Here is a 24,633-nt window from a genome sequence, read left to right as displayed (position 1 = left end):
TGTTATAATTGAGTTATGGAAGAAAAATTTAATGAAATCGCAAATGAGTATGACAAATGGTTTGAAACTCCAGTTGGGCGCATCGTAAAAGAATTGGAATTAAATGCTCTTTTAGAGGCGATGGGAGAAATTAAAGGCAAAAAGATACTTGAAGTTGGTATAGGAACTGGTTTATTTGCTATGGAATTTAGAAAAAGAGGAGCAGATGTAATAGGTATTGATCCTGCGGAAAATATGCTTAAGATTGCAAAGTCTCGCGGTTTTGAAGTAAAGTTTGGTTATGGCGAAGCAATTCCATTTGAGGAAAATTCTTTTGACATTGTCTTGTCTATGACATCAATGGAAAATTCAAAAAACCCTGAAAAATTTGTGGGTGAAATGGTGCGTGTTGCAAAGCCTGAAGGTAAAATTGTTGTTGCAGTCTTGAATGCAATTTCTCTCTATGGCATATCAAGAAGGATAAGAGGATTATTTGATCCGAATGATCTTTTTAAAGGAATGCATTTCTATAATTTTTGGGAACTTAAAAACCTCTTGAAGAAACACTTATGTAATGTGGAAGTAAATTCTTCCGTTTTCTTTAATCCATCACCTCCAAAGTTTATTCTGGATAGGGCAAATGCACTTGAGAAATTTGGAAGAAAATATCTTAAGCCCTTCGGGGCATTGCTTATAGGAGGAGGCATAAAATGCTTATAACTGCACAATTTTCAGTATATCCTTTAAAGGTAGAAAATTACGGCGATTATGTGTATGAAGCAGTTCGTATCGTGAAAAGTTTTGGCCTTGATGTTACAGTTGGGGCAACAAGTTCTGTTACATACGGGGATTCTGAAACAATTTTTAAGGCATTTAATGAAGTTATAAAGCAGTTTGAAGGTAAAGTTCATTTTGTTTTCGTGATAACACTTTCAAATGCGTGCCCTAAACCATAAGTAGGTGCTAAAAATGGTATTTTTCTTTTATCCATCAAGAGAAACTCTTGAAGTAAGTTTAACGGGGACTGCATGTTCTCTTAACTGCAATCACTGTAATGCTCGGTATCTTTCGAGAATGAAAACAAAAGAGCAAATCCTTGAAATTCTTGAAAATCATCCAGGAAGGTTTAAAAGCATTCTCATTTCAGGTGGCTCAACAAAAGATGGAAAGGTGCCTATACTTGAACATATGGACTTTATAAAAAAGGTACACTCTATGGGACTTAAATTAAATTTCCATACAGGACTGCTAAGTGAAGAAGAGATAAGAGCAATAAAACCTTATGTTGAAAGAATATCCTTTGATTTTGTTTATGATGATAGAGTAATTCAAGAGGTATATCATTTAAAGGACAAAACAAAAGAAGATTTTGAAAAAACTTACCTTCTTATGAGAAGAATTATTGGAGGGCGTATTGAAAATGAGGAAGGTCTTCCACAGTCCCGCGTTGTGCCGCATATAACATTGGGAATCAAATGTGGTGAGATTGACGAAGGAGAAGAAGATACAATCGACGAACTTGCATTTATAAAGCCAACACTTATAGTAATAGATGTCTTTATTCCAACAAAAGGAACCCCTTTTGAAAATTGTCCTGTACCAGATTTAGACAAAGTATTAAAAATGGTTGATAAAGCCTATAGAAGGACATCACGCACAACTACACTTTTTTTGGGTTGTATGAGACCATTTGGAGAATATAGAGAACTTCTCGATGTTGAGGCATACAAGTTGGGCGTAAAGGGATTTGTCCTTCCATCAAAATCTTTAAGAGACCTTTTAAAAGAACAGGGGGAAGAAGTGAGGATTTTCAATGAATGTTGTGCCCTTATCTAAGGAAGAGGTACTTAAAAAAGACATAAGAGTTTCAATTGGAAGCCTCGCATTGCTTGGATTAAGGAATGTAAAAGTTTTTGCAAAGCCTACAACTATTTACCTAATGGTTGAGGAACATTGTTTATATAATTGTCTTTACTGTGCACAGGCAAAAGAATCAAAGGCAAACTTTGAAAATCTATCGAGGGTAACCTGGCCTAAAGAAAAATTTGAAAATGTGCTTGATGCACTCATAAAGCACAAAGATGACTACAAGAGGATTTGCTTTCAAGTTGTAAATGGAAAAAACTACTACGAAAATCTTATAGGGTTCTTAAAAGTCTTAAACGATGCAGAATTAAATGTCCCAATCTCAATTTCAATAAGAGAGCCAAATATTAATCGCATAAGAGAGCTTTTTTCTCTGGGAGTAGAACGCATTGGCCTTCCCATTGATGTTGTTTCAAAAGAAGACTTTTCTAAAATTCGAGGGGGAAATTTTGAAAAGACATTTTCCTTTATTCTTGATGTAGGAAAAGAATTTAAAGGAAAAATTACAACTCATATTATTGTTGGATTGAATGAAACAGATTTTGAACTATACGATGCAATGAAAAAGTTCTTTGATGGTAATGTGCTTATATCGTTGTTTTCATTCACACCTGTTAAAGGAACACTGTTAGAAAAACATCAAAAAGTCCCAATCGGACGATACAGGAAGTTCCAATTTATAAGGGCACTGTTTTTTAAGCGTATTCCTTTTGAACCAATTTTTGAAAATGGCATACTAATAGGTGCTAAAATCGATTTCACGAAAGAAAAGATTCTTGAGCTTGTTACGGACCCTTCAAACTACATAACTCAAGGATGTCCAAATTGCAATAGACCATTCTATAACGAAACACCTACAGGACCTCTCTACAATTTTCCTGTGAAGCCAGAGGATACAAGCTTTGTCTTCAATGACTTTGTTAAAGTAGTTATTGATGGAAAAGTCTTCTTCAAGTGATAGTAGAACTGTTAGGAACTTAATACTTCTTCTTGAAAGTGGAACATTCTTACACGACATCGGAAAACTTTCAAGATACTTTATCACATCAAAGGCAAAAGACATAAAAGGACTCGATTTTCACGGACAAATTCTTTACATTGATTTTTCGCTTAAAAGAGTCCCAGAAACCTTGTGGAAATTTCTCAATGTTGAGGTATATGAACTCCTTCAAATTGACCCTCACACTTTGCCATTTGAAACTGATTTTTACCTAATCCATATGATTTGCGCTCATCATGGTTGCAATAGATGTCTCAGAAGCCCTCCGTGTAATCTTAAAGACAAAATTGAGGACTACAAAATTATGGAACTTCTTAAAACTCTTGACCATATGGATGCGTCAAACCCACTTGATTCTCGGAAACAGGGATATAAAGAGGTATTTATTGATAGATTTTTTGAAATGAAAGAAAGAGTTGAAATTGAGAAGCTTGATTCTCTAAGGATTGAACTTTATAATAAACTTAATTCTGCACTTATTGAGGCAGGATTTGGAAGCAAAAATTTTGATATTATTTCCTTTAGAAGGAAGCTCTTTGAATACCTAAAAGAACCTTTCTTAAAAACTCTTTCTGAAACACGCCTTTTTGCAAACGATATAACGTTATTTGATCATTCACTTGCTACTTCAACACTTTTTAAGATGTATCTAAGCGCGTATTTTAAATTCGGCATACCTTTCCCAAAGAATTTTTCAGAAGTGAAATATTCGTTTGCTAAGTGCTATTCAACAAGCAAAACGCTTGTTGAAGAAGATTTTGCATTGTCAAATGTTATCATTGCAAATAACGATTTTATTGTATTTCCATATCCAGGACTTTCAAACAAAAAAATTAAAAAAGGGCTTAAAGAACTTATTAACGATTTTGAAGTGATAAGAGACCCTTACGATCTTTTTCCAAAATATAAGGAATACTTGCTGTCCCTTAAGGTAAAAAATGTAGAGGACATAAAAAAAGACTACACTTATAGTAAGGCAATTAAAGATGTTAAAAAAGTCATATACTTTGCACTCCTTAAAGAAAAGGAAGAGTTGTCAAAAAAGCTTAAAAGCTTTACAAGACACATAAGAAATGTTTCAAATGGCGTTTTGAAAGATAGAATAAATTTTATAAAATTTCTCAAAAAACTTGTAGAATTAAAGCGTCTTAAAAAACACTTAGACGCAAAGCCAACAATCGAGGAAATAAGAAAATTTTTAAAAGTGCATTCATCAAAGGAGATCGAGCCTCAAATTGAAGAGTATTTTGACCTTATCACTTCACCTATAAGACCCCCATCGCCAATTGAGATGTCAAAGATGTTTTTGAGATATTATAGAAAAACTCACTCTTACAAAAAAGTTCTCAATCACTTTGTTATAACAAGACCAATGACTTTAGGAAGGGTAATTGCATTTAACCGCATCATACAAGCTAAACAAACAGAAACGCTTAAGAATTACCCCGCTTCAAATCGTCCCTTTGAGAAGGATAAATTATCATAAAATTGTCTAATTCTTCCTTTGAAAAAGGAAAAACATATGTCAAAATACTTTTTAGGGGAAATGGATACAGAAACTCTTAAAGAAGTGATTTATACAAATTAGAAATGCATAAAAAGGTTGGAAGAAAAAAGAATTCCTAAAGGCAACCCCTTCTGATTTTGAAAATGGCATTCTTACAACCGAAAAAAGGTGATACTGAGACGAAGCTTTTCTGAATTCTTAGCATTGGGGGTTTTAAGGAGTCGAACTTCGCAAAAATTAGTCTGAAAGAAAGATCCTTAAAGAGTATTTTGAGGCGATGTTTTTTAAAGATCTCGTTATAATGGATGAGATGAGAGACACAGCTCTTTTAGATTTGCTTATTAATAATTTCTCTATACTAAAACCTTTTTAAGATATTGTCCTGTATAGGACCTGGGATTATTTGCAATCTCCTCAGGTGTACCTGTTCCCACAATATAGCCACCACGCTCTCCCCCTTCGGGGCCAAGGTCAATAATATAATCTGCCGACTTAATTACATCAAGATTATGCTCGATTATGATAACAGTATTCCCCTGATTAACAAGTCTTTGAAGAACATCAATCAACTTATGAACATCCGCAAAATGCAAGCCTGTTGTGGGCTCATCGAGGAAGTAAACAGTTCTTCCTGTCCCTCTTTTTTGAAGTTCTGCTGCAAGTTTTACACGTTGTGCCTCTCCACCTGAAAGTGTAGTTGCAGATTGCCCCAATTTTATGTAGCCCAAACCTACATCATCAAGAAATTGAAGTTTTCGCTTTATTTCAGGAATATTTTCAAAGAAAGATAATGCTTCTTTAACGCTCATTTCAAGAACATCTGCAATACTTTTTCCCTTGTATTTTATTTCAAGAGTTTCTCTGTTGTATCTTTTTCCGTGGCACACCTCACAAGGCACATAAACATCAGGTAAAAATTGCATTTCAACTTTTATATAGCCATTTCCCTCACAAGCTTCACACCTTCCGCCGGGGATATTAAAACTAAATCTTCCTGCCTTATATCCCCTTGCCTTTGCTTCGGGTAAACTTGCAAAAAGCTCTCTTATGGGAGTAAATGCTCCAGTGTAGGTTGCAGGATTTGAACGGGGTGTTCTCCCAATGGGAGATTGGTCAACCATCACTACCTTGTCAATATATTCAACACCTTCGATTTTGTCATGTTTTCCTGGTTCTTCCTTTGATTTGTAGAGTTTCTTCATAAGCGCCTTGTAAAGAATATCATAAATGAGAGTTGACTTTCCGGAGCCTGAAACACCTGTAACACAAATAAATGTATGAAGAGGAAATTGAACATCAATATTTTTGAGATTATGTTCTCTTGCACCTTTTACAACAAGAAATTCTCCGTTCCCTTTTCTTCTTTCAGTTGGGACTGGAATTTTCAATTCACCTTTCAAATATTGCCCTGTTAAAGATCTTTTTTCATTTATAATATCTTGAAGTGAACCAGTTTTTACGACATAGCCACCCTCTTCGCCTGCCCCAGGACCAATGTCTATGATGTAATCTGCTTCCCTTATTGTTTCTTCGTCGTGTTCAACAACAATTACAGTATTGCCAAGATCCCTTAATTCCTTTAAAGTATTCAAAAGTTTATCAGTATCTCTTGGATGAAGCCCAATTGATGGCTCATCAAGGACATATAAAACTCCCACAAGCTTTGAACCAACTTGTGTTGCAAGACGAATCCTCTGCGCTTCACCTCCTGCAAGAGTTTCCGAAGGTCTATCCAAAGTAAGGTAAGAAAGTCCCACATCAAGCAAAAATTTCAATCTATTTTTAATTTCTTTTATTATTTGATGAGCAATTAATCTCTCCTTTTCTGTGAGTTTCTTTTCAAGGTTTAAGAAAAACCTATACGCATACCCTACAGACATACTCGTTAAATCTGCAATATTTATGCCATCAACTGTCACTGCAAGGGCTTCAGGTTTGAGTCTTTTTCCGTGGCAAACAGGACACTCAACTCGTCTCATAAATTTTTCGTATTCCTCTTTCATACTTTCAGATTCAGTTTCGTTGTATCGCCTTTTAAGGAGATTTACAACTCCTTCAAAATAAGTTGAAAAACTATAAACCTCACCATTTTTTGATGTAATTCTTACGGGCATTTTTCCCTCAGTTCCATAAAAAATCAAGTCAAGCTCATCTTTTGAAAGCTCTTTCAAAGGCTTGTAGGTATCGATGCCGTATCTTTTTGCGGCTTGCAAAAGAATTTGAAAGGTGTATGTATCAAAGCCTCTAAAACCTGGAATCTGTATTGCGCCTTCTTCAAGGGATAAATTCCAATCGCGCACAATCAAATCTGGATCTGGTTCAATTTTAAAGCCAAGTCCCATACACTCTGGACATGCTCCGTACGGTGAATTAAAAGAAAATAATCTTGGCTCAATTTCTTCAATTGAAAACCCACATACAGGACAGGCAAACTTTGAAGAGTATAGATATTCTCTTCCATCTTCATCTCTTACCTTTACAACCCCCTCCCCTTCTTGAAGCGCAAGCTCAATTGAATCCTCGATACGACTTTTTTCTTCAGAAACTACAACAACTCTATCAACAACAAGATCAATATCGTGTTTTTTGTTTTTGTCAAGAGGAATCTCTTCCTGCAAAGAATACATATTTCCATCCACACGCACCCTTACATAACCTTTTTTTAGGTATTTTTCAAAAAGCGCCTTATATTCACCTTTTCTTCCCCTCACAAGCGGTGAAAGAATTTCAATCTTTTTATGCTCAAGATTTTTAAAAATCTGCTCTACAATTTCATCGGGTGTTTGTTTTTTAATTTCAGTGCCATCATTTGGGCAGTGTGGAACACCAATACGTGCATAGAGAAGCCTCAAATAATCATAAATCTCGGTCATTGTGCCAACGGTTGAGCGAGGGTTTTTGCTTGCACTCTTTTGATCTATTGCAATTGCAGGAGAAAGTCCCTCAATTACATCGACATCGGGCTTTTCCATAAGCCCTATAAATTGCCTTGCATAAGCCGAAAGAGATTCTACGTAACGCCTTTGACCTTCTGCGTAAATTGTATCAAAAGCAAGAGAAGATTTTCCCGAGCCAGAAACACCTGTTATAACAATAAGTTTATTTCTAGGGATGGTAAGGGTGATGTTCTTGAGATTATGAACCCTTGCTCCCTTTATAAATATGTCATCTCTCATACTCTGAAATCCAAATAAAGAAATATACGAAAACTATTACTGATATATAATTCAAAATAATAGGAATTATAATTTGGGAACTCGCAATGGCACCAAATACAGAAACTACTGCAACAATAATGGAATAAATGCTTCCAACTGTTGTAGCAGCCCTAAAGTATTTCTTGAAGTCAAAAAGACTCCTTTTAATAGCTTCAAAAAATGGATATTTGGTTAATTCAAAGGGAAGTCTTGCAAAAAGCACCATAGGAATTAACTGGCTTACAAAAATTAGAAGAATGACAACGTGAATATCCTCAAGGCGGTTTAATACAGGGACCATTACGAAGTAGTTAATAATAAACTTCAAGGCAACAATTGTAAGAATTCCATAGAAAGGGGCTATTTGGGAAAAGTTTTCAACAAACGGAATGCTTGCAAGAAATATTGTTTCAATACCAATATAGGTTATCGGAAGAAAAATATTGAAAACCTGTGATAAGAAATCTGGCATAGTTGATGCAAGTAGCCTTAATATAAAAACAATTGAATTTAACAAAAGCGATATTAAGAAAAGCTCTTTCACATCATTCTTTTCAATAAGGGTAATTAAAAGAAGAATTAATGAACTTAAAATATATTGACCTAATATCGTAAGTGTTGAGCCTACAAATGAAATTTCTGTTTTAAAACTCAAATATTGATTTAGAATTGAAGTAAGCGTTGGGATAAGCGCAACAAGCAGCGCCTCAAAAAAAATTCTTTTAGATACCTTAATAGTTTTGTCCATTTTTTAACTCCTGCAAATAATAATTATAAGGTAATTTATACTTTTTACAAGTATTTTTGAAAAATTTTGCTTTGAAAATTTTCGACACTCTTTCCATATTATTAAGTGAGAAAAATTGTTTGAATTGGAAAAATTTCAGAATTTTGTATATTTGTATATAATTATAAAAATTTATTATTTATGGTAAGTTGGGGTGAAAAATGTTAGAAAATATTTTTAGAAAGAAAGGAAAAAATTTATTTATTACAAGTTTTTTTGGCTCAAAGGAGTTTTTGTATTTTTACATTCTTCATCTTCTTAATGAAAGAGATATGTATGGTGAAGAAATTTCTAAGGCAATACTCATTGTTTCAAGAGGTATGTGGTATCCAAACCCGGGCTTCATATACCCAGTGCTAAAAAAATTAAATAGTAGTGGCTTTATAAAGGGCGACTGGATTATAGGGGAGACAAAGCATCCACGCCTTGTTTATAAGATTACCGAGAAAGGTAAAGCTTATTACAGAAATTTGAGAAAGGATTGGAAAGAAGGAATAAAAGAGTTTATCGAAATCCTAAAATTAATTGATGAGGAGGATTTATTATGAAAGTGGGAGTTGTATCAGACATCCATGGCGATTTTTTGTCGCTTAGGGCAGTTTTTTCGGAGTTTGAAAAATTAGATGTAAAACTTGTGCTCGTTTTAGGTGATGTGCTTTACCATGGGCCCAGAAATCCAATGCCTGAGGGATATAATCCAATGGGAGTTTCTGAGCTAATAAACAATGCTCCCTTTAACTTTATCTTTGTTAAAGGCAACTGCGATGCCGATGTAGACCAGCTTGTAATAAAATATCCAATGCTTCAAGAGTTTGCACTTGTGCATATCGAAGGGACTACACTTCTTTTAACGCATGGAGATAAAATTGAAAACTTTGAAGAGTTCATGAAAAAATATAAAGGTATAAAAGCACTTCTAACGGGACATACGCATATACCAGTTGTAGAAGAAAATAAATTTGGGTTGCATATTAATCCAGGCTCAATAAGTTTACCAAAAGATTCTTCTAAAAAGTCCTTTGCAATTCTTGATATCGAAAAGGACAAATTTCTTGTGGAATTTAAGGAGATAACATGATAACGATAACAATTGCAAATCAGAAGGGTGGAGTTGGTAAAACAACAACCGCAGTTAATCTTGCCTCTTTTATTGCAAGAAAAAACTTTAAAACTTTACTTATTGATCTCGATCCACAGGCAAATTCCTCGTTTGTATTTCTTGAGAATCCAACAAATATAAGCACCTATTCAGTTTTTGTAGAGGAGAATACAGATCCTGTGAAAATTATCCACGAAACTTCTGTTCCAAATCTATTTTTAATGCCATCTTCAATTCACCTTGCGAAAGTAGAGCGTGCACTTTCTGGCGTTTTCGATGCACCACTTAAATTAAGAAAAGTTATTAGTAAAATTGCAAATATGTTTAGCTTTGTTATTATTGACACACCCCCTTCTTTAGGACTTCTTACGGTAAACGCCCTTACAACCTCTGATTATGTAATAATTCCAATTACCCCATCGCCTTGGGCACTTGAAGGTGTACAAGACTTTTTGGATACATTTGAAGGCGTCAAAGAAACATTTAATGAAAAGCTAAAAATTTTAGGAGTTTTAATAACCATGTTTGATACAAGGACTACCCTTTCAAAGGATGCCTCTCTAAAAATAAAGGAACTTTTTGGAGATCTTGTTTTTGAAGAACCAATCGGGAGAAGTGTTCGCCTTGAGGAAAGTCCTGCCTTTAGAGAGGATATCTTTGCCTTTGCGCCAGATTCAAAAGGTGCACATGCATATATGCTTTTTGGAGAAAGTGTCTTAAAAAGATTAGGAAAGTAGGTGAAAAATGGAACCAAAAAAGGGTTTACCAAAAGATTTTAATTTACGTTTTGATAAAGGCTATGTTGAAGAACTTGTAAATGAAAAGATTCAGGCAAAAGTAATTGAACTGAATGTTAGAGATATAGTTACAGATCCAAATCAACCAAGAAAAACTTTTAATGAAGAGAGCTTGAAGGAACTTGCCGAAAGCATCGAAAGACATGGCGTTTTAGAGCCAATTCTCGTGCGTAAAGTTGGCACAAAGTATATGATTGTTGCAGGAGAAAGAAGATACAAAGCAACACTTCTTCTAAAAAAAGATACAATACCTGCAATCGTAATTGATCCAAAAAGCGACAGCATCGTAAGGGAAATCCAGATTGTTGAAAATTTACAACGAGAAGATATATCACCCATAGAGAGAGCAAAGGCAATTTACGAATACCTAAAGCCATATGCAAAGGATAAAAATGTTAAAACACTTCTTATTAACTACAGGATGGGAAGAAATGTCCCTGAAGATTTTGCGCTCACTGTGAGCGCACTGTGTAAGGCAATAGGAAAAACACCAATTACACTAATAAGGTGGATAAGTTTGCTTGATTTACCAGAGGACATTCAAAAAAAGATTGATGACCCTAACTCTCCTTTAACTTCAAGGCATGTTGAAAGTCTTCTTAAAGTAAAAGATCTTGATGTTATTAAAAAGGTTGTAAAGATTATTGAGGAAAATGAACTCTCCTCTCACGATGTAGCAAATGTAGTAAGCACCTTTAAGCATTTCAAACCTGCAACGCTTAAAGGTGCAATAAAAAATGTTGAAAATACAATAAATTTAATAGATTTCATTGATGATAAAAATAGAAAAAATTTAAAAGAGGAGCTAAAAACTCTCAAAGATCTGGTAAATGAACTTGAAGACAAATTAGGGGACTGACGGTGGACTTGTGGTTATTTCTGGAGAAATGTTTCCAAAACGCATAAGATACTTTCCATTTGGAAGTTCTGCATAAATAACATAGTTTGAACCATCTTTTGAACCATAGTAAAGCCCCAAGCCAAAAGGATTTTGCATATTCATAAGACTTTCGGGACGGAGAATATACTCTATACCTCCGCTTTCTCCCAGCAAAGTTTTGTTTTCCTTTTTGTTTATAAAAGCGTTTATCCCAAGTAGCTCTCTTGCAAGAAGAGATGTTGGAGCTTTACTATCAACCAAATATCCAAATTGTTCAGCTTGCACAACAGGATAAGGGTAAACACCCCAATCTTGTTTGTAATGTTCAAGGTCTCTTGCAAGGGAATCAAAGTTTGATAAGAGTTGCGCAATACGACCTCTATTTATGATATTTCCAAAAACAGGAACTGCAATCCCAGTAAGGATTATAATAATCGCAATTACAATCATTAATTCAATAAGAGTGAAGCCCTTTTTATTTTTCAAACCGATCATTTTCATAGACATTTGCGCTTCTTGAGTATCCCTTTTTCTCCCAATAACCTGGAATATCCTCTTCCATTACCTCAAACTCAACAACCCATTTTGCATCTTTATACGCATATTTCCCATTAACGACAAGCCTTAAAGGATATCCATTTGCAATATCAAGAGGCTTCCCATCCATTTCATATGCAAGAAATGCATCATTACTCAAAAGAAAATCAAGAGGCAAATCGGTTGAATAACCATCAAGAGTCTTTACCATAACAAATTTTCCACTTGGCAAAATCGAGACATCTTCAAATAAAACTTTGGGATATACACCTGAAAAAACAGGACCGAGATAGCTCCATCCATCAACACAATGAATATCAAATTGAACGCTTTCTTTATTCATATTAAAAATTTCTTTTAGGGAAATTACTTTTTCGCTCTTAATAAGACCAGTAATTTTAACAAAATAATTATCAATGTCAATTTCCTTAGGCTTTCCAAAAATTGAAATTGGATAAAGCCTTGCTGAAGGTTTTTGGCCTGGTGGCATTATAAATTCTCCCATTTTATCACCTCTACATATTATAATGGATTTACAATGTTTTAAAAGAAGGAGCTTAATGTTTTTTGAAAAAATTCATAAAGGAATCATTATCTCTCCGCTTTAAATAAAAGATCCATTTAGCGAGTTATTATAGGGGCTTACAAACCAAATTTTCTTTCTACATATTTAATAAAAGATCCCTTAGCAAGAAAATTCATAGCTATTACATACCTACATTAATTGAAAGAATTTACCCTTCTAACTCCCCCTAAAAGGAGGAGATTTCTCAGTCGCTTTCGCTCCTTCGAAATGACAATCGATGGAAGGAGGAAGTACCCCCTTTAACTTCCCCAAAGGAGGAGATTTCTCACTTTGTTCGAAATGACAATTATTGGAAGAGGGCACATCCCCCTTCCAACTTTCCCCTAAAAACAAAAAGAATAACTTTCCACTTTCATTTGTCATTCCGAAGTGGCGTAGCCACGAGGAATCTCCTCAGTCTCGGGAGAGTGTTGAGGGGGAGGTGTGTTGCCCCCTCAAAATATGGAGATTTCCATTAATCGAAGGGGTTAAAAGCCCCCCTTCGAACTACCCCAAAGAGGAGATTTCTCACTTTGTTCGAAATGACTGGTTATGTTTATTCTGAAGGTTATTTCTGTTTGTCATTCCGAAGCCGAAGGCGAGGAATCTCCTCAGTCTCGGGGGAGTGTTGAGGGGGAGGTGTGTTGCCCCCCAAAAGAGGAGATTTCTCCTCACTACGTTCGTCGAAATGACTGGTTGTGTCATTCCGAAAAATGTTTCTTTTTGTCATTCCGAAGGCTTTTGCCTGAGGAATCTCCTCTGTTTTGGGGGAGTATTATATATGGTGACAACCATTTTTAGGAAGCATTGAGGGTATTATACTCTTAAAATTCTATCTTATCTCTACTGCATCTGCAAATTGTTTCATCAATGCTTGAATATCTTGTAATTCTTTGTCTGTAAAAGTCTCAAATGGATAGTTTGGATTTAATACCTTATCAAAATGCGGTCTTTGAATGTAGTAGGCCTTTGCTCTATTTATAAGATTGCCCACAGAAACAAAGTCATCAATAGTCTTAAAGTAGTTTTTGAATACAGTTGTTCTAAATTCGTAATCCTTTTCTGAGGCTTTGATAATCTGGATACTTTCTTTTATTGTGTCACTCTCAATTTTTACACCTGTTGCCTCGCTGTATTTTTCAAGTGGTGCCTTTATATCCATTGCAATATAATCAACAAAAGGTAAGAGATCTATCAGCGTCTTTGGGAATGATCCATTGGTATCAAGTTTTACCAAAAAGCCCATATCTTTTATTCTCTTTATGGCGTCAATCAGTCCTTTGTGTATTAATGGCTCTCCGCCTGTAAATTCAACTGCATCAAGAAGTCCCTTGCGAGTATTAAGAAAATCAATAATGTCTTCAAAAGGAATTTCATTTGGAAACTCTTTTTCTAAGACAAGTTCCCTATTGTGGCAAAAAGGACAACGGAAATTACAACCTATTGTAAAGATAATCGCACAAGTTTTATCAGGATAATCTACAAGAGAAAACTTTTGCATTGCTCCGATTCTTATGTTGTTCATATAATATTACGCCTCACTCTATATTCAATATTTCTATCAGTATATCTTCTATTGAAATATTAAGCGCATCTTTTATTGAATCTTTAAGTTCTATAAATCTTTTTGCAAGTTCCGGATCAAACTGAATGCCTGCATTCTTTTCGATTTCTTTCATCGCTTCATCAACTGTTAATGCCTTTCTGTAAGGTCTTTCTGTTGTCATTGCATCAAAGGCATCAACTATTGATAATATCCTAGATAGGTATGGGATTTCTTCGCCCTTTAACTTATCAGGATAACCCTTTCCATCGCATCTTTCATGATGATGTCTCAATATTTTTGCCGAAGCTTCCAAGCCTTCAATTACAGAAATAATCTCATAACCTTTTTCTGGATGTATGTTTATGATTTTCCGCTCATCAGCTGTTAAAGGTCCGTTTTTAAGAAGAATTGACTCCTTTACACCAATTTTCCCTATATCATGTAGAATTGCTGCTAATACAAGTATTTTAAGATTTCTTTTATCAAGCCCAAGATGCCTTGCAAAGAAATACGCGTACTTTGTTACGTTTTCAGAGTGCGTCCTTGTGTAAGGATCTTTCGAGTCAATAGTTCTTGCAAATGCTATCATAATATCTGCAAAAAGCTTTGCTCTATCCTTGTATATAAAAAAGCTTTTCAAAACAGGCAATATTGATACTGATAACTGATTTATAATGTCTGAATTTTGTTCACTTCCTTCCTTTAAACCGAATTCGATTTTGTCTTTTCCAATCTCATAATATATCTTTTCGAAATTATTAATTTCCTTTTCTTCTTCAAATGTGTATTCACTCGATTTTGAATGAACTACATTAACAGAATCATCACAAGCAAAAACATGTATAAAACGATTTTCAATCTCAACTGATACTTTCATTGAGTTTAAATATTCAAAGGTTCTATTTAACAATTGGAAAACTTCTTTAAAGTAATTTTTTACACTCATCTCAAAATCGAGGTTTTTAGAAATTTCCGTTATTATTGAATCTATCTTTAGCTCATTTTCTAAATCTTCAAAGAGTTTCTTTGTCCTTAAAAATAGCGACCCAAGGTTTGAAATTGCTTCCATTATTTCGATATCTTGTGTGGTAAATGGATTTTGATCTTTTGTTGAATCAATGAAGATACCACCATAATACTCGTCTTCGATAAAGAAAGATGCAGTTATTGTGTATTTTATTCTGTCTAATCCTAACTTTTTTGCAAGCTCTCTTTGGCTTTCATCTAACCCGACAGCTTCTATAGATTCAATTATTTTAACTTTTCCTTTCTTAACAAGCTTTTCTTCTGTTTCAAGATCGATGTTTAATTCGTTAAGAAGAGACACATCATAACCAAATGAAGCTACATACTTAAGCTCGTTTTTAGTCCTCAGAAGGATACTTCCGTATTCCCCACCTTCTATTAATGAAAGTGTAAGCATCAAAAGTTTTGAAAAGAACTCTTCGTAATCCTCTTTAAAACTTGTTTTTGATAGAAAAACAAAAATATTTTCAAGTTTTGAAGCAAGACTTGCGTTTGTATCAACTTCTTTTTTAAGAGCCTTAAGTGCCACTTGAATCGAAAAATAGAATGAAATAATTTTAGCAACTGAATTTGCAATGGCTATTTCAACCTCATTGAAGTGAACACCTTCTTTAAAGATATCTAAAGAGAAGTGCCCCATATATTCATCTTTAACAGTAATTGGGATAATAAGAGTCTCTTTAATATCTCCCACTCCAAGCTTTTTTGCATAATCCCTGAGTTCTTCGGGGAATCCCGAGATTCCTATTTGTTCAATAATAATTGGCTTTTTCCAAAATCTCTCCTCCCTTTCTTTATCAAGAATTAGTTTTTTTAAAAGATCTACGTCATAGCCCACGGAAGCAACAGGCATAACTTTATCTCCAACAACAAACCATAAAACACCCTTCTCTATTTTTGGAACAAGACTTATTACTGTTTCTAAGAGTTTTTGAACAACCGTCTCTATTGGGGCGTCAATTGAGGTAGTAAATATGAAGTTGTTTAGTGTATTTAGTTTTTCTTGAGTATCTTTATACGCTTTTAACGCCTCTAATTCCCTTTTTAGGGTTTCTTCAAGCTCTAATGTAGTTTCCTTTTCCAATGCAAAAAGTCCATAAAGAACTGTTGCATAGAAAAGTAAAAATAAGAATATGAATGACCCATAAGTTAATACTGTGGTCAAAAAGACCCAATGCAATTTTTCGCTTAAATCACTTAGGCTTCCAAAGGTTTTAATTAAAAAAGAGCGTGAAAGATAAGTAAAGGAATAAGATTTTGAAATTGAATAGTTGGAAACGCTTCCTAAAACAGTATCTACATTTTTTAAGATGAATGAATCAGAAATGTTTGTTGCACACACTACTCCATCCTCTGACAAAATATATTTAAAAGGTGTAATTGCATTTGATAAATTTCTGGAAAGAGTATTAAGTTCAATTAATCCTGCAATAGTATAGGTAAATATTTTTCCTTTAAATATTGGTATATGTATTGCTATTGCATTAAAGCCCTGGACTGTCTTAAAAGGCAGTGATAGAGTTGTTTTTTTTGTTTTGAGAACTTCCTTTACATGAGGCTGATTTGAAATATTAGAGCCTATGGCGTATGTGTAGGGATATGTATATACAATTATGCCCTTATCATTCATAAGCGTAACTGATGCAAATATGGATTTATGGGTATTGTAGAATGTTTTTATTTGCAGTTTTGCATGATCTAAGTTATCTACATCAAGTGTTTCTGCAAGATATACAAGAGGACTTTCAAATGAATCAAGCAAGTATTGATTGAGTTTGTCAGCAATTACAAACGATGCATTCTGAACAGTATAATTTAAATCAGATATAATTTGTTCCTTTTGGCTTCTGTATGAGTTAAATCCAAAAGAAGATGCAATTGATGTTATAATTGCTGCAGTAAGTGATATTGCAACAAGTCTTGTAAAGATTGAAAGTTTTTCTTTAAAAATCTCCTTTTCTAAAGGACGACTGGGCATCCTTGCGCCTATGTTTTTAAGAATAAATACGCCGTGAAGAAAAGACAAAAACATCAAGGTAAGCGAAATATAGATTGTTGGTTTAAGAGGAAGATAATCCGTATAATATAGAAGTTTCAAGAATACCGAAATTGCCGAAAAGAGCACCACTAAAACATACGTTCTTTTTTCATGAGAAGAGCCATATTTTGAATATACAAATCCCCTCACAAGGTGAATAATAGCAATTCCTATAATGCCCCAAGAGATATAGTCCAAGGCGCGCATTATGTTTCCAAGCAAAAAGGAAGATAAAATAAGCATTAAAATGCCTATTATTTCAATTGAATTTGGCTTAGCATACGTCTTTCCTGTTGTTTCAAGAATCGTGATATAGATAAATGTAGAAATTCCGATTGCAAATATGAGATTTATAGTTAAAAACGCACTTTCATTTGGACCTAACTCTAATATATAAAAGACTTTTATAAGGGATAGTATCACAACAATCGGAAATAAAAATGCCACTATGAATAGAACTCTCTCGTATGTTCTTTTTTGTATAAACCATCTAAACGATAGTATAAATCCTAAAAAGATTGGGATTGTGAATATAGAAAACTCAAGTATTATAAGTAACCAGTCTATTTTCATTTCCACAGATAAATTATACTGATTGTTAAGAAATTTACAATTTCTTTTAAAATTTTTTAGCAAATTTTTTAATCGAGTGATAATTTGTAAAATCTTAAATACCCCTCAAAATGGTTGTCACCATATATAATACTCCCCCGAAACAGAGGAGATTCCTCAGGCTAAAGCCTTCGGAATGACAAATGAAAGTGGAAAGTTATTCTTTTTGTTTTTAGGGGAAAGTTGGAAGGGGGATGTGCCCTCTTCCAATAATTGTCATTTCGAAGTAGCGTAAGCGACTGAGAAATCTCAATATTTTGAGGGGGCAACAAATCGCCCCCTCAATACTCCCCAAAAACACATCAAAGAATTGTCAATCCGAGGAACGAAGTGACGAGGATTCTCCTCCAAATGGAGGAGGGACACCCTCCCAGAACTCCACCCATACGACGGAGATTCCTCTTGGCTTCGCCACTTCGGAATGACAATTATTTTGAGGGGGCAACAAATCGCCCCCTCAACACTTTCCTAAATAATAATTTTTACCTTGGGGGTAAGTTAGAAAGGGGTGTGCCCCATTCTAATATTGGAGATTTTATCTATTAAAGAACATCAATACATCAATGCCATCAATTTTGAGGTTTGAATCAAGATCGCACTGAGGTAAAAAATCCTCATTCATATAAGTCTTTCCAAATGATTTTTTAAGTATCTCAAAGTCTTTATCATCAATTGCTTTGTCAAAATTAAAATCCCTCATATCAAAACCGTAGAGTATAACCGAATAATGATTCTCAAACATATTTCCTTTTACCACAATATCTCCTTGAACTTTACCTCTTATAACACCCTTAATTACAAGCGCATTTGAGAAATTAGACCTTACGATATTAAAAAACCAGTCGAAAATGGGCGAATTTTTTGAATCTTCGTAATAAACATTCTTTATAAAAAGACCTTTTGGTAGGATAACAAAATAAGGCTCACTATCCTTTACTGTTATTTTAAATTCATTAGTTGTCGTATTAAAATCGAAATCAAAAAATAAATCTTTCTTTGCGTGATTTTCAGCAATTTCTTCTTTAAATCTCACATAGTTTAAAGTTATCAAAGGTAAACCGTAAATATTAAAATCATATATGTTAAGAAGTCCACTTTCAACAGGATCTTCTAAATCTGCATAGAGCAAATTGGCATAAAAGTATTTGAAGGCATCATAAAGAGCATTTCCTATGTTTTCACCTTGGGAGAGATTCTTTACAAAGTAATACATAATGCTTGAAGAACCGCCGTCTTCTGGCCTATAGAAGTATGAAGGTGAATATGATACCTCTCTTGACCCAATGAAGGCAGTTGAACCGTTTTTAAGAAACGCATACCCAAGATTATCATACCCTTGGAGATTAAGACAACTCAAGGAAAACACAATGGAATTTGTCGAAAAATTATCCGATGTCGACACAAAAGGCGTAAATACAAATTCGCTATTTTCTGGGATCCCATTTTTGTTTTTATCAAGCCAAATTTGGCTATAGGCTGCACTTTGTGAGCCGTGTGCATCCCAAAGAATAAGCGTTGCTTCCTTTGAAGCACTAATAAAGTTTTCCTTATTTAAAGCTCCATTGCAATTGTAAATTGATGGAAAATCACCACCCTTTTCGTAAAAAGTTATCGAATCTGGAAAGAAATCATTTTTTATAAGTTCCATAAGGCGTGCTCCATCACCTGAAAGTATTTTGCCCCCATCATAGGTTTCGCTAGGAAAGGATATAAAAGACGAAGCAAGCAAAACCTTAGGCCTTTTTTCCATAAATGCATTTAGATTATCGAAATACTTCTTGAAATCCTCTTTATTTTCAAATGGTAGCCTTGAAACAATGAATCTAAATTTTAAACCACTCTTCAATATATCGTCGTAAAACTCACCAAATTTCCCGTCATTATCAAAGTCAAGATTTTCAATCGAATAAAAAATATCAGATTTAACAGTTTTTGGAGAAAACTTACCTCCCTCACTTATTGTTAAAGTACCTGCTTCTAAATCTTTCTCTCTTAAAGCGATAAGAAGATACCCAGAATTAAAATGAGAAAAAAGATATGCCCTTACTCTTATTGGGTCATTAGAACCAATGTCTTCAATTGGTATGTAAAAATATTTATACTGTGGATATAATTTTTCGATTGGTTTCAAGTCCGTAATGAACTCTCTTTTTGTTAAAATTATGAAATTTTCTTCTTTAAAATTATCGAAATTGCCCTTAAATAAAGTCGTTTTTGCAGATAAATTTGAGTTTAAAGTAGTACTAAAAAGTATAATGAAAACAACAAAAAGTTTTTTAAATTTGTGACTTATGCAAATTCTCCCCACTTTTTAAGATCTCTTAGCATTGAAGAATAACTTCTTGGATAACGCCAAGGAGTGTGCCACTCCTTTCTAATTGAAACTATATAGCGCTCTATTGAATCATTTAACTTATAAGGAAATATTTTTTCAATCGAGCCGCCTAACTCTTCGATAAAAATTTTGAATATATCAATTTTTTCAATATCTTTAGCTCCTTTGTATAAGAGTAAATGCCCGCCTAACTTGACAAAAGGAAGCCCAACCTCAAGATTTATTGGGATTTTACCAAATTCACGTTCGCACACCACATCGAAACTCTCTCTTAAGTTATCCCTTGCAAGTTCCTCTGCACGTGCATTATATACCTTTGCATCAGTAAATGTTAGACGTTCAAGAAGAATTTCAAGAAAAGTTGCCTTTTTCTTTTGCGACTCTATAAGAGAAAGTGCAATTTCCCTTTTAATTATCTTTACAGGGACCCCTGGGAATCCCGCTCCGCTTCCAACATCAAGAAGACTTAAAAAATTATCCACAACCTTTAAGACCATAAGAGAATCTACAAAATGCTTGTAAATAATACCATCTTCATCTCTTATTGCGGTAAGATTCATATGGGCATTCCAATCAAAAAGAAGATTCTTATATACTTCAAAATATGCCAAAGAAGATTCATCGAATGGAAGGGAGGCCGATAGCAAAGCCTCCCTCAGTTTATCAGTAAATTCGCTCATTTAAGCCTAAATTTAACCTCTCCTTTATCCATATAGGCAACAATTTCTCCCTTTTCTATATCCTCTCTAAGGATAAATTCTGCAAGCGGATTTTCAATGTATTTTTGAATTGCACGCCTTAAAGGACGCGCACCATAAACAGGATCATATCCTTTGTTTATAATGAACGTCTTCACATCCTCTTCAAATTCCACAAGAATTCCCTTTTCTTTGAGTTTCTCGTTTGTCTTTGAAAGCAGTAAATCAACAATTGCCCTAAGTTCTCTAATTGTAAGAGGATTAAAGACCACTATTTCATCAATCCTGTTGAGGAACTCTGGACGGAATATATGCCTCATCTCCTCATAAACTCTTTCAACAACTCTTTCGTACTGTTCTTTGTATTCTGCTGTGCCAGGAATTGCATTAATTTCAGAAATATACTTACTTCCAATGTTTGAAGTCATAATAATTATAGTATTTTTGAAATCAACAGTCCTTCCTTTTGAATCGGTAAGTCTTCCGTCATCAAGTACCTGAAGAAGTATATTAAATACATCGGGATGTGCCTTTTCTATCTCATCAAGAAGAATAACAGAATAAGGTTGCCTCCTTACTGCCTCGGTTAGTTGTCCTCCTTCTTCATAACCAACATAACCTGGAGGGGCACCAATAAGTCTTGATACAGAAAACTTCTCCATATACTCAGACATATCAATTCTAATAAGTGCTTTTTCGGTGTCAAAAAGTGCTTCAGCAAGAGCCTTTGCAAGTTCAGTCTTTCCAACACCAGTTGGTCCAAGGAAGATAAATGAACCAATAGGTCTATTTGGATCTGATAACCCTGCCCTTGCTCTCCTTATTGCATTTGATACTGCTTCAACTGCCTGATCTTGTCCTACGACACGCTTCTTTAAAGTCTCTTCAAGATTTAGGAGTTTTTCCTTTTCGGTCTTTAGCATTCTTGAAACAGGTATGCCCGTCCATTTAGATACAACTTGTGCAACCTCTTCTTCACCAACTTCTTCTTTAAGAAGTGGGTTATCTCCCTGTACTTGCTTTAACTCTTCATACTTTGCCTCAAGTTGCTTATTTAGTGTAGGTATATCTCCGTAGAGAATTTTTGCTGCCGTATCCAAGTCACCTTGACTCTGTGCAAGATTTGCCTTTGTCTTAAGATCCTCTATTTGGGCTTTTATTTTTCGTATCTCTTCAATTATTGATTTCTCTTTTTTCCACTTCAAGGTAAGCGAGTCAACAGATTCTTTAAGGTTTGCAATCTCTTTTTCAATTTCTTGAAGTCTTGCTTTTGATTCTTCATCTGTTTCTTTTTCAAGGGCTCTCTTTTCCATCTCGAGAAGTTTTAACTTTCTTGTTAGTTCATCAAGTTCAACAGGCATACTATCTATCTGCATTCTCAAAAGTGAGGCTGCTTCATCAATAAGATCAATTGCTTTATCTGGAAGGAATCTATCTGTTATATATCTATGAGAAAGTTTTGCTGCTGCAACAAGAGCAGAATCCTTAATTCTAACTCCGTGATGGACTTCGTATCGCTCTTTAAGTCCTCTTAAGATTGCGATGGTCTCTTCAACTGACGGTTCTTTCACAAGAACAGGTTGGAATCTTCTCTGCAAAGCTGCATCCTTTTCGATATACTTTCTGTATTCGTCAATTGTTGTTGCACCAATTGTTCGTATCTCACCTCTTGCAAGTGCTGGTTTTAACATATTTGAGGCATCCATACCTCCTTCACCTGTTGCACCAGCACCCACGATTGTATGGATTTCATCGATAAAAAGTATAATTTGTCCTTCGGATTTTTTAAGTTCATCCAGGACTGCCTTTAATCTATCTTCAAATTCGCCTCTAAATTTTGTTCCTGCAATGAGAGCACCCATATCAAGTTGGAAGATTGTTTTGTCTTTAAGAGTCTCTGGCACATCGCCCGAAACGATTCTCTGTGCAATACCTTCTACAATTGCAGTTTTTCCAACACCTGCTTCACCTATGAGAATTGGGTTGTTTTTAGTTCTTCTTGAAAGAATTTGAATTGTTCTTCTTATCTCCTCATCTCTCCCAATTACTGGGTCAAGTTTACCTTCCTTTGCAAGTTTAACAAGGTCTCTTCCATATTTTTCGAGTACCTTTACCTTTTCTTCTGGAGTTCTATCTTCCACTTTTTTACCTCCTCTAATGCTTTGAATTGCATTTAAAACATTCTGTCTATTTATACCATACTTTGCGTATACTTGGCCAATTTCATAATCAGTTAATGATGCCAAAAACAAGTGTTCAGTTGAGATAAATTCATCTTGAAGAGCCTTTGCTTCAGATTCTGCCCTCACAAAAAGTGAATTTAATCTATTTGTTATATAGAACTGAGATTCTTGTGTAACATGTGATTTTGGAAATCGTTCAATCCTTGAATATAACTCTTTTAAAATATCGTTTTTGGGGGCACCGATACTTTCAAGAATCATCGGAACAAATCCATCTTTTTGGTTAATAAGTGCAACAAGCACGTGTTCAACATCAACTGCTTCATTACCGTAATTTACTGCAATGTTTTTTGCCTCAAGTAATGCCTCCTGTACTTTTTCCGTAAACTTATTTTGATCCACTCAACATCACCTCCTTAATCACTATAAGATGGTATTTTATTTCCGAGATTTTTAAACTCACTATACTACACTTTAAATTATACTCTTTATCTTGAAACTTTACACCTTCGATAAAAACTTCAGAGTTATGAGAATTTTCAAGACAATTAGCAACTTGTTTCAGACCTTCTATTTCTTCCAATTTTTTTGCATAAATTTTTCTTAAGTCAATATTGAAAATATCTACAAATGCTTCATTTACACGAAGAACTTTGAATTCATCATCAACTATCATCTGTGGAAGAGGCGATTTATCAAATACAAGTCTAAACATAATATCCCTTGCCTTTAGATCGGAAATTACCTTAAGACGCTTTTCTTCAATCTCTTTAGAGTAGAACATAAAGTTATTTGTGCCCACGGCTTTTGCATTATACATTACTATGTCCCCTTTTCTTAAAAGCTCTTCCAGGGTTGTTCCATCATCTGGATAAACTGCAATACCAACATTAATCCCAACATCAATACTAAGCCCATCGATTTCAAAAGGTTTTGAAAATGCGTTAACAACCTTTATTGCAATGGAAACAATATCCTCAATCTGTTTAACTTCATCAAATACTATTACAAACTCATCTCCACCAAAACGAACAACAGAATCAGTCTTTCGAACACTTTTTACAAGTTTATCTGCAACAAATTTGATAACCCTATCTCCAATTTCATGCCCGTAGGTGTCGTTTATATCTTTAAACCTATTAATATCAATAAAGAAAAGAGCAACCTTAGAGCCCGATCTATCTGCCCTGGCTTTTTCAATATTAAACCTATCCTCAAGAAGATATCTATTTGGAAGAGAAGTTAGGATATCATGAGTTGCTTGGTAGTAAAGAGCCTGTTGAATCTTTTTTATATCTCTTATATCTTCATAAACACCTATTATGCCAATAGTATCGCCTAAAATTTTAAACGGTGCACCAGATACAAGAACAGGAATCCTCTTCCCATATTTATTGAGTCGCTCTCTTTCAACTCTTATATATCCGGTTTTTTTTGCAATTTTATCAAGATTAAATCCGTCTTGAATTTCATCCTTTGGAACAATAAGTTCGTTGAGATTTTTTCCGATAATTTCCCCTCTTTTAAATCCAAAGAGCCTTTCAAATTGAGGGTTTGCATCGAGGATTTTAGAATCATTATCAAGCAAAACTGTTGCAACGGGCAAATTGTAATTTGTTTCCCTAAATATCGTTATAATGTCCCGTTCTATTAGTCGAAAAATAATAGAAAATGGTTTATAAGAATATTCAGAAATTTCAAGAACATACTCTTTTTCTCCAAATTTTATTGGGAATGTTATTTGTCTTCCTAAAACAGCATATGCTTTTAAGGCACGCAATAAAAAATCATTTTGCAAGACGAGATCCTTTAGAGTTTCGCACCTTTTTAATGAAAGGGTTTTAAAAAAATTCTTTTCTTCTTTTAACACACCATTAAGAAAACCCCTCAAGGTCTTAACTTTTCGCTTAAATACAAACACCGCAAAAGAACTAATATCCACGCTGTTCTCCTTTGTAAAGTTTTTCTAATTTCATTATAA

At 34.4% G+C, this 24,633-nt stretch carries 19 protein-coding genes; 9 read left to right on the top strand and 10 right to left on the bottom strand.

The annotated features are described in order from the left end of the window. Positions 1 to 15: 15 nt before the first annotated feature. The 5 genes from ACMV0E_RS05250 to ACMV0E_RS05230 are packed head-to-tail and all read left to right on the top strand — an operon-like array spanning position 16 to position 4,331. Positions 16 to 699, top strand: coding sequence for a class I SAM-dependent methyltransferase (locus tag ACMV0E_RS05250; protein ID WP_416085329.1), 684 nt, complete (start codon positions 16 to 18; stop codon positions 697 to 699). After that, a complete protein-coding gene (locus ACMV0E_RS05245; protein WP_416085328.1) occupies positions 690 to 935 on the top strand; it encodes a YkoF family thiamine/hydroxymethylpyrimidine-binding protein in 246 nt (81 codons plus the stop codon). Before ACMV0E_RS05250 ends, ACMV0E_RS05245 begins: the two co-directional genes overlap by 10 nt. A 13-nt stretch (positions 936 to 948) precedes the next feature. Further along, positions 949 to 1,815 (top strand): LipS1 family lipoyl synthase, encoded by an 867-nt coding sequence (lipS1, locus tag ACMV0E_RS05240; RefSeq protein WP_416085327.1) that lies wholly within the window; start codon positions 949 to 951, stop codon positions 1,813 to 1,815. Further along, complete coding sequence (gene lipS2 / locus ACMV0E_RS05235) at positions 1,793 to 2,803, top strand: LipS2 family lipoyl synthase (protein ID WP_416085326.1); 1,011 nt, start codon at positions 1,793 to 1,795, stop codon at positions 2,801 to 2,803. The genes lipS1 and lipS2 overlap by 23 nt, the downstream gene beginning before the upstream one ends. Continuing rightward, positions 2,781 to 4,331, top strand: coding sequence for a hypothetical protein (locus ACMV0E_RS05230; protein ID WP_416085325.1), 1,551 nt, complete (start codon positions 2,781 to 2,783; stop codon positions 4,329 to 4,331). The genes lipS2 and ACMV0E_RS05230 overlap by 23 nt, the downstream gene beginning before the upstream one ends. A gap of 374 nt (positions 4,332 to 4,705) precedes the next feature. Here the strand turns inward: ACMV0E_RS05230 and uvrA are convergent, their stop codons facing one another. Then, positions 4,706 to 7,528 (bottom strand): excinuclease ABC subunit UvrA, encoded by a 2,823-nt coding sequence (gene uvrA / locus ACMV0E_RS05225; protein WP_416085324.1) that lies wholly within the window; start codon positions 7,526 to 7,528, stop codon positions 4,706 to 4,708. Beyond that, a complete protein-coding gene (locus ACMV0E_RS05220; RefSeq protein WP_416085323.1) occupies positions 7,518 to 8,297 on the bottom strand; it encodes a hypothetical protein in 780 nt (259 codons plus the stop codon). The genes uvrA and ACMV0E_RS05220 overlap by 11 nt, the downstream gene beginning before the upstream one ends. Before the next feature lie 200 nt (positions 8,298 to 8,497). On the opposite strand from ACMV0E_RS05220, the gene ACMV0E_RS05215 reads away from it, so the two are divergent. From ACMV0E_RS05215 to ACMV0E_RS05200, 4 genes are read left to right on the top strand one after another with little or no spacing between them, the layout of a single operon-like run. Further along, positions 8,498 to 8,884: a PadR family transcriptional regulator gene (locus ACMV0E_RS05215; RefSeq protein WP_416085322.1), complete on the top strand. Its 387-nt coding sequence runs from the start codon at positions 8,498 to 8,500 to the stop codon at positions 8,882 to 8,884. Continuing rightward, a complete protein-coding gene (gene yfcE, locus ACMV0E_RS05210) occupies positions 8,881 to 9,414 on the top strand; it encodes a phosphodiesterase (RefSeq protein WP_416085321.1) in 534 nt (177 codons plus the stop codon). Before ACMV0E_RS05215 ends, yfcE begins: the two co-directional genes overlap by 4 nt. Beyond that, the gene (locus ACMV0E_RS05205; RefSeq protein WP_416085320.1) at positions 9,411 to 10,172 is read left to right on the top strand and encodes a ParA family protein; all 762 of its coding nucleotides are present in this window, start codon (positions 9,411 to 9,413) and stop codon (positions 10,170 to 10,172) included. Before yfcE ends, ACMV0E_RS05205 begins: the two co-directional genes overlap by 4 nt. Positions 10,173 to 10,179: 7 nt before the next feature. Then, positions 10,180 to 11,091, top strand: coding sequence for a ParB/RepB/Spo0J family partition protein (locus tag ACMV0E_RS05200; protein ID WP_416085319.1), 912 nt, complete (start codon positions 10,180 to 10,182; stop codon positions 11,089 to 11,091). Here ACMV0E_RS05200 and ACMV0E_RS05195 read toward each other — a convergent pair. From ACMV0E_RS05195 to ACMV0E_RS05160, 8 genes are all read right to left on the bottom strand, one after another. Beyond that, the gene (locus ACMV0E_RS05195; RefSeq protein WP_416085318.1) at positions 11,080 to 11,598 is read right to left on the bottom strand and encodes a type II secretion system protein; all 519 of its coding nucleotides are present in this window, start codon (positions 11,596 to 11,598) and stop codon (positions 11,080 to 11,082) included. The genes ACMV0E_RS05200 and ACMV0E_RS05195 overlap by 12 nt on opposite strands. Beyond that, positions 11,588 to 12,154, bottom strand: coding sequence for a molybdopterin-dependent oxidoreductase (locus ACMV0E_RS05190; RefSeq protein WP_416085317.1), 567 nt, complete (start codon positions 12,152 to 12,154; stop codon positions 11,588 to 11,590). The genes ACMV0E_RS05195 and ACMV0E_RS05190 overlap by 11 nt, the downstream gene beginning before the upstream one ends. Before the next feature lie 892 nt (positions 12,155 to 13,046). Next, complete coding sequence (locus ACMV0E_RS05185) at positions 13,047 to 13,739, bottom strand: anaerobic ribonucleoside-triphosphate reductase activating protein (protein WP_416085316.1); 693 nt, start codon at positions 13,737 to 13,739, stop codon at positions 13,047 to 13,049. A gap of 13 nt (positions 13,740 to 13,752) precedes the next feature. Then, positions 13,753 to 17,397, bottom strand: a complete 3,645-nt coding sequence (locus ACMV0E_RS05180) for an HD domain-containing phosphohydrolase (RefSeq protein WP_416085348.1) — start codon at positions 17,395 to 17,397, stop codon at positions 13,753 to 13,755. Positions 17,398 to 17,971: 574 nt separating this feature from the next. Next, complete coding sequence (locus ACMV0E_RS05175; protein WP_416085315.1) at positions 17,972 to 19,744, bottom strand: C25 family cysteine peptidase; 1,773 nt, start codon at positions 19,742 to 19,744, stop codon at positions 17,972 to 17,974. Further along, entirely contained in the window at positions 19,726 to 20,451 is a 726-nt protein-coding gene (rsmG, locus tag ACMV0E_RS05170; protein WP_416085314.1) for a 16S rRNA (guanine(527)-N(7))-methyltransferase RsmG, read from the bottom strand. Before rsmG ends, ACMV0E_RS05175 begins: the two co-directional genes overlap by 19 nt. After that, positions 20,448 to 23,054 carry an ATP-dependent chaperone ClpB gene (clpB, locus tag ACMV0E_RS05165; protein WP_416085313.1) on the bottom strand — a complete coding sequence of 869 codons (2,607 nt, stop codon included), beginning with the start codon at positions 23,052 to 23,054 and terminating at the stop codon, positions 20,448 to 20,450. The genes rsmG and clpB overlap by 4 nt, the downstream gene beginning before the upstream one ends. Then, a complete protein-coding gene (locus tag ACMV0E_RS05160) occupies positions 23,041 to 24,594 on the bottom strand; it encodes a diguanylate cyclase domain-containing protein (protein WP_416085312.1) in 1,554 nt (517 codons plus the stop codon). Before ACMV0E_RS05160 ends, clpB begins: the two co-directional genes overlap by 14 nt. Positions 24,595 to 24,633 lie beyond the last annotated feature (39 nt).

It is taken from the genome of Caldisericum insulae (assembly GCF_047785965.1).
GTDB lineage: Bacteria > Caldisericota > Caldisericia > Caldisericales > Caldisericaceae > Caldisericum > Caldisericum exile_A.
This window is presented reverse-complemented; position numbering and strand designations above follow the sequence as displayed.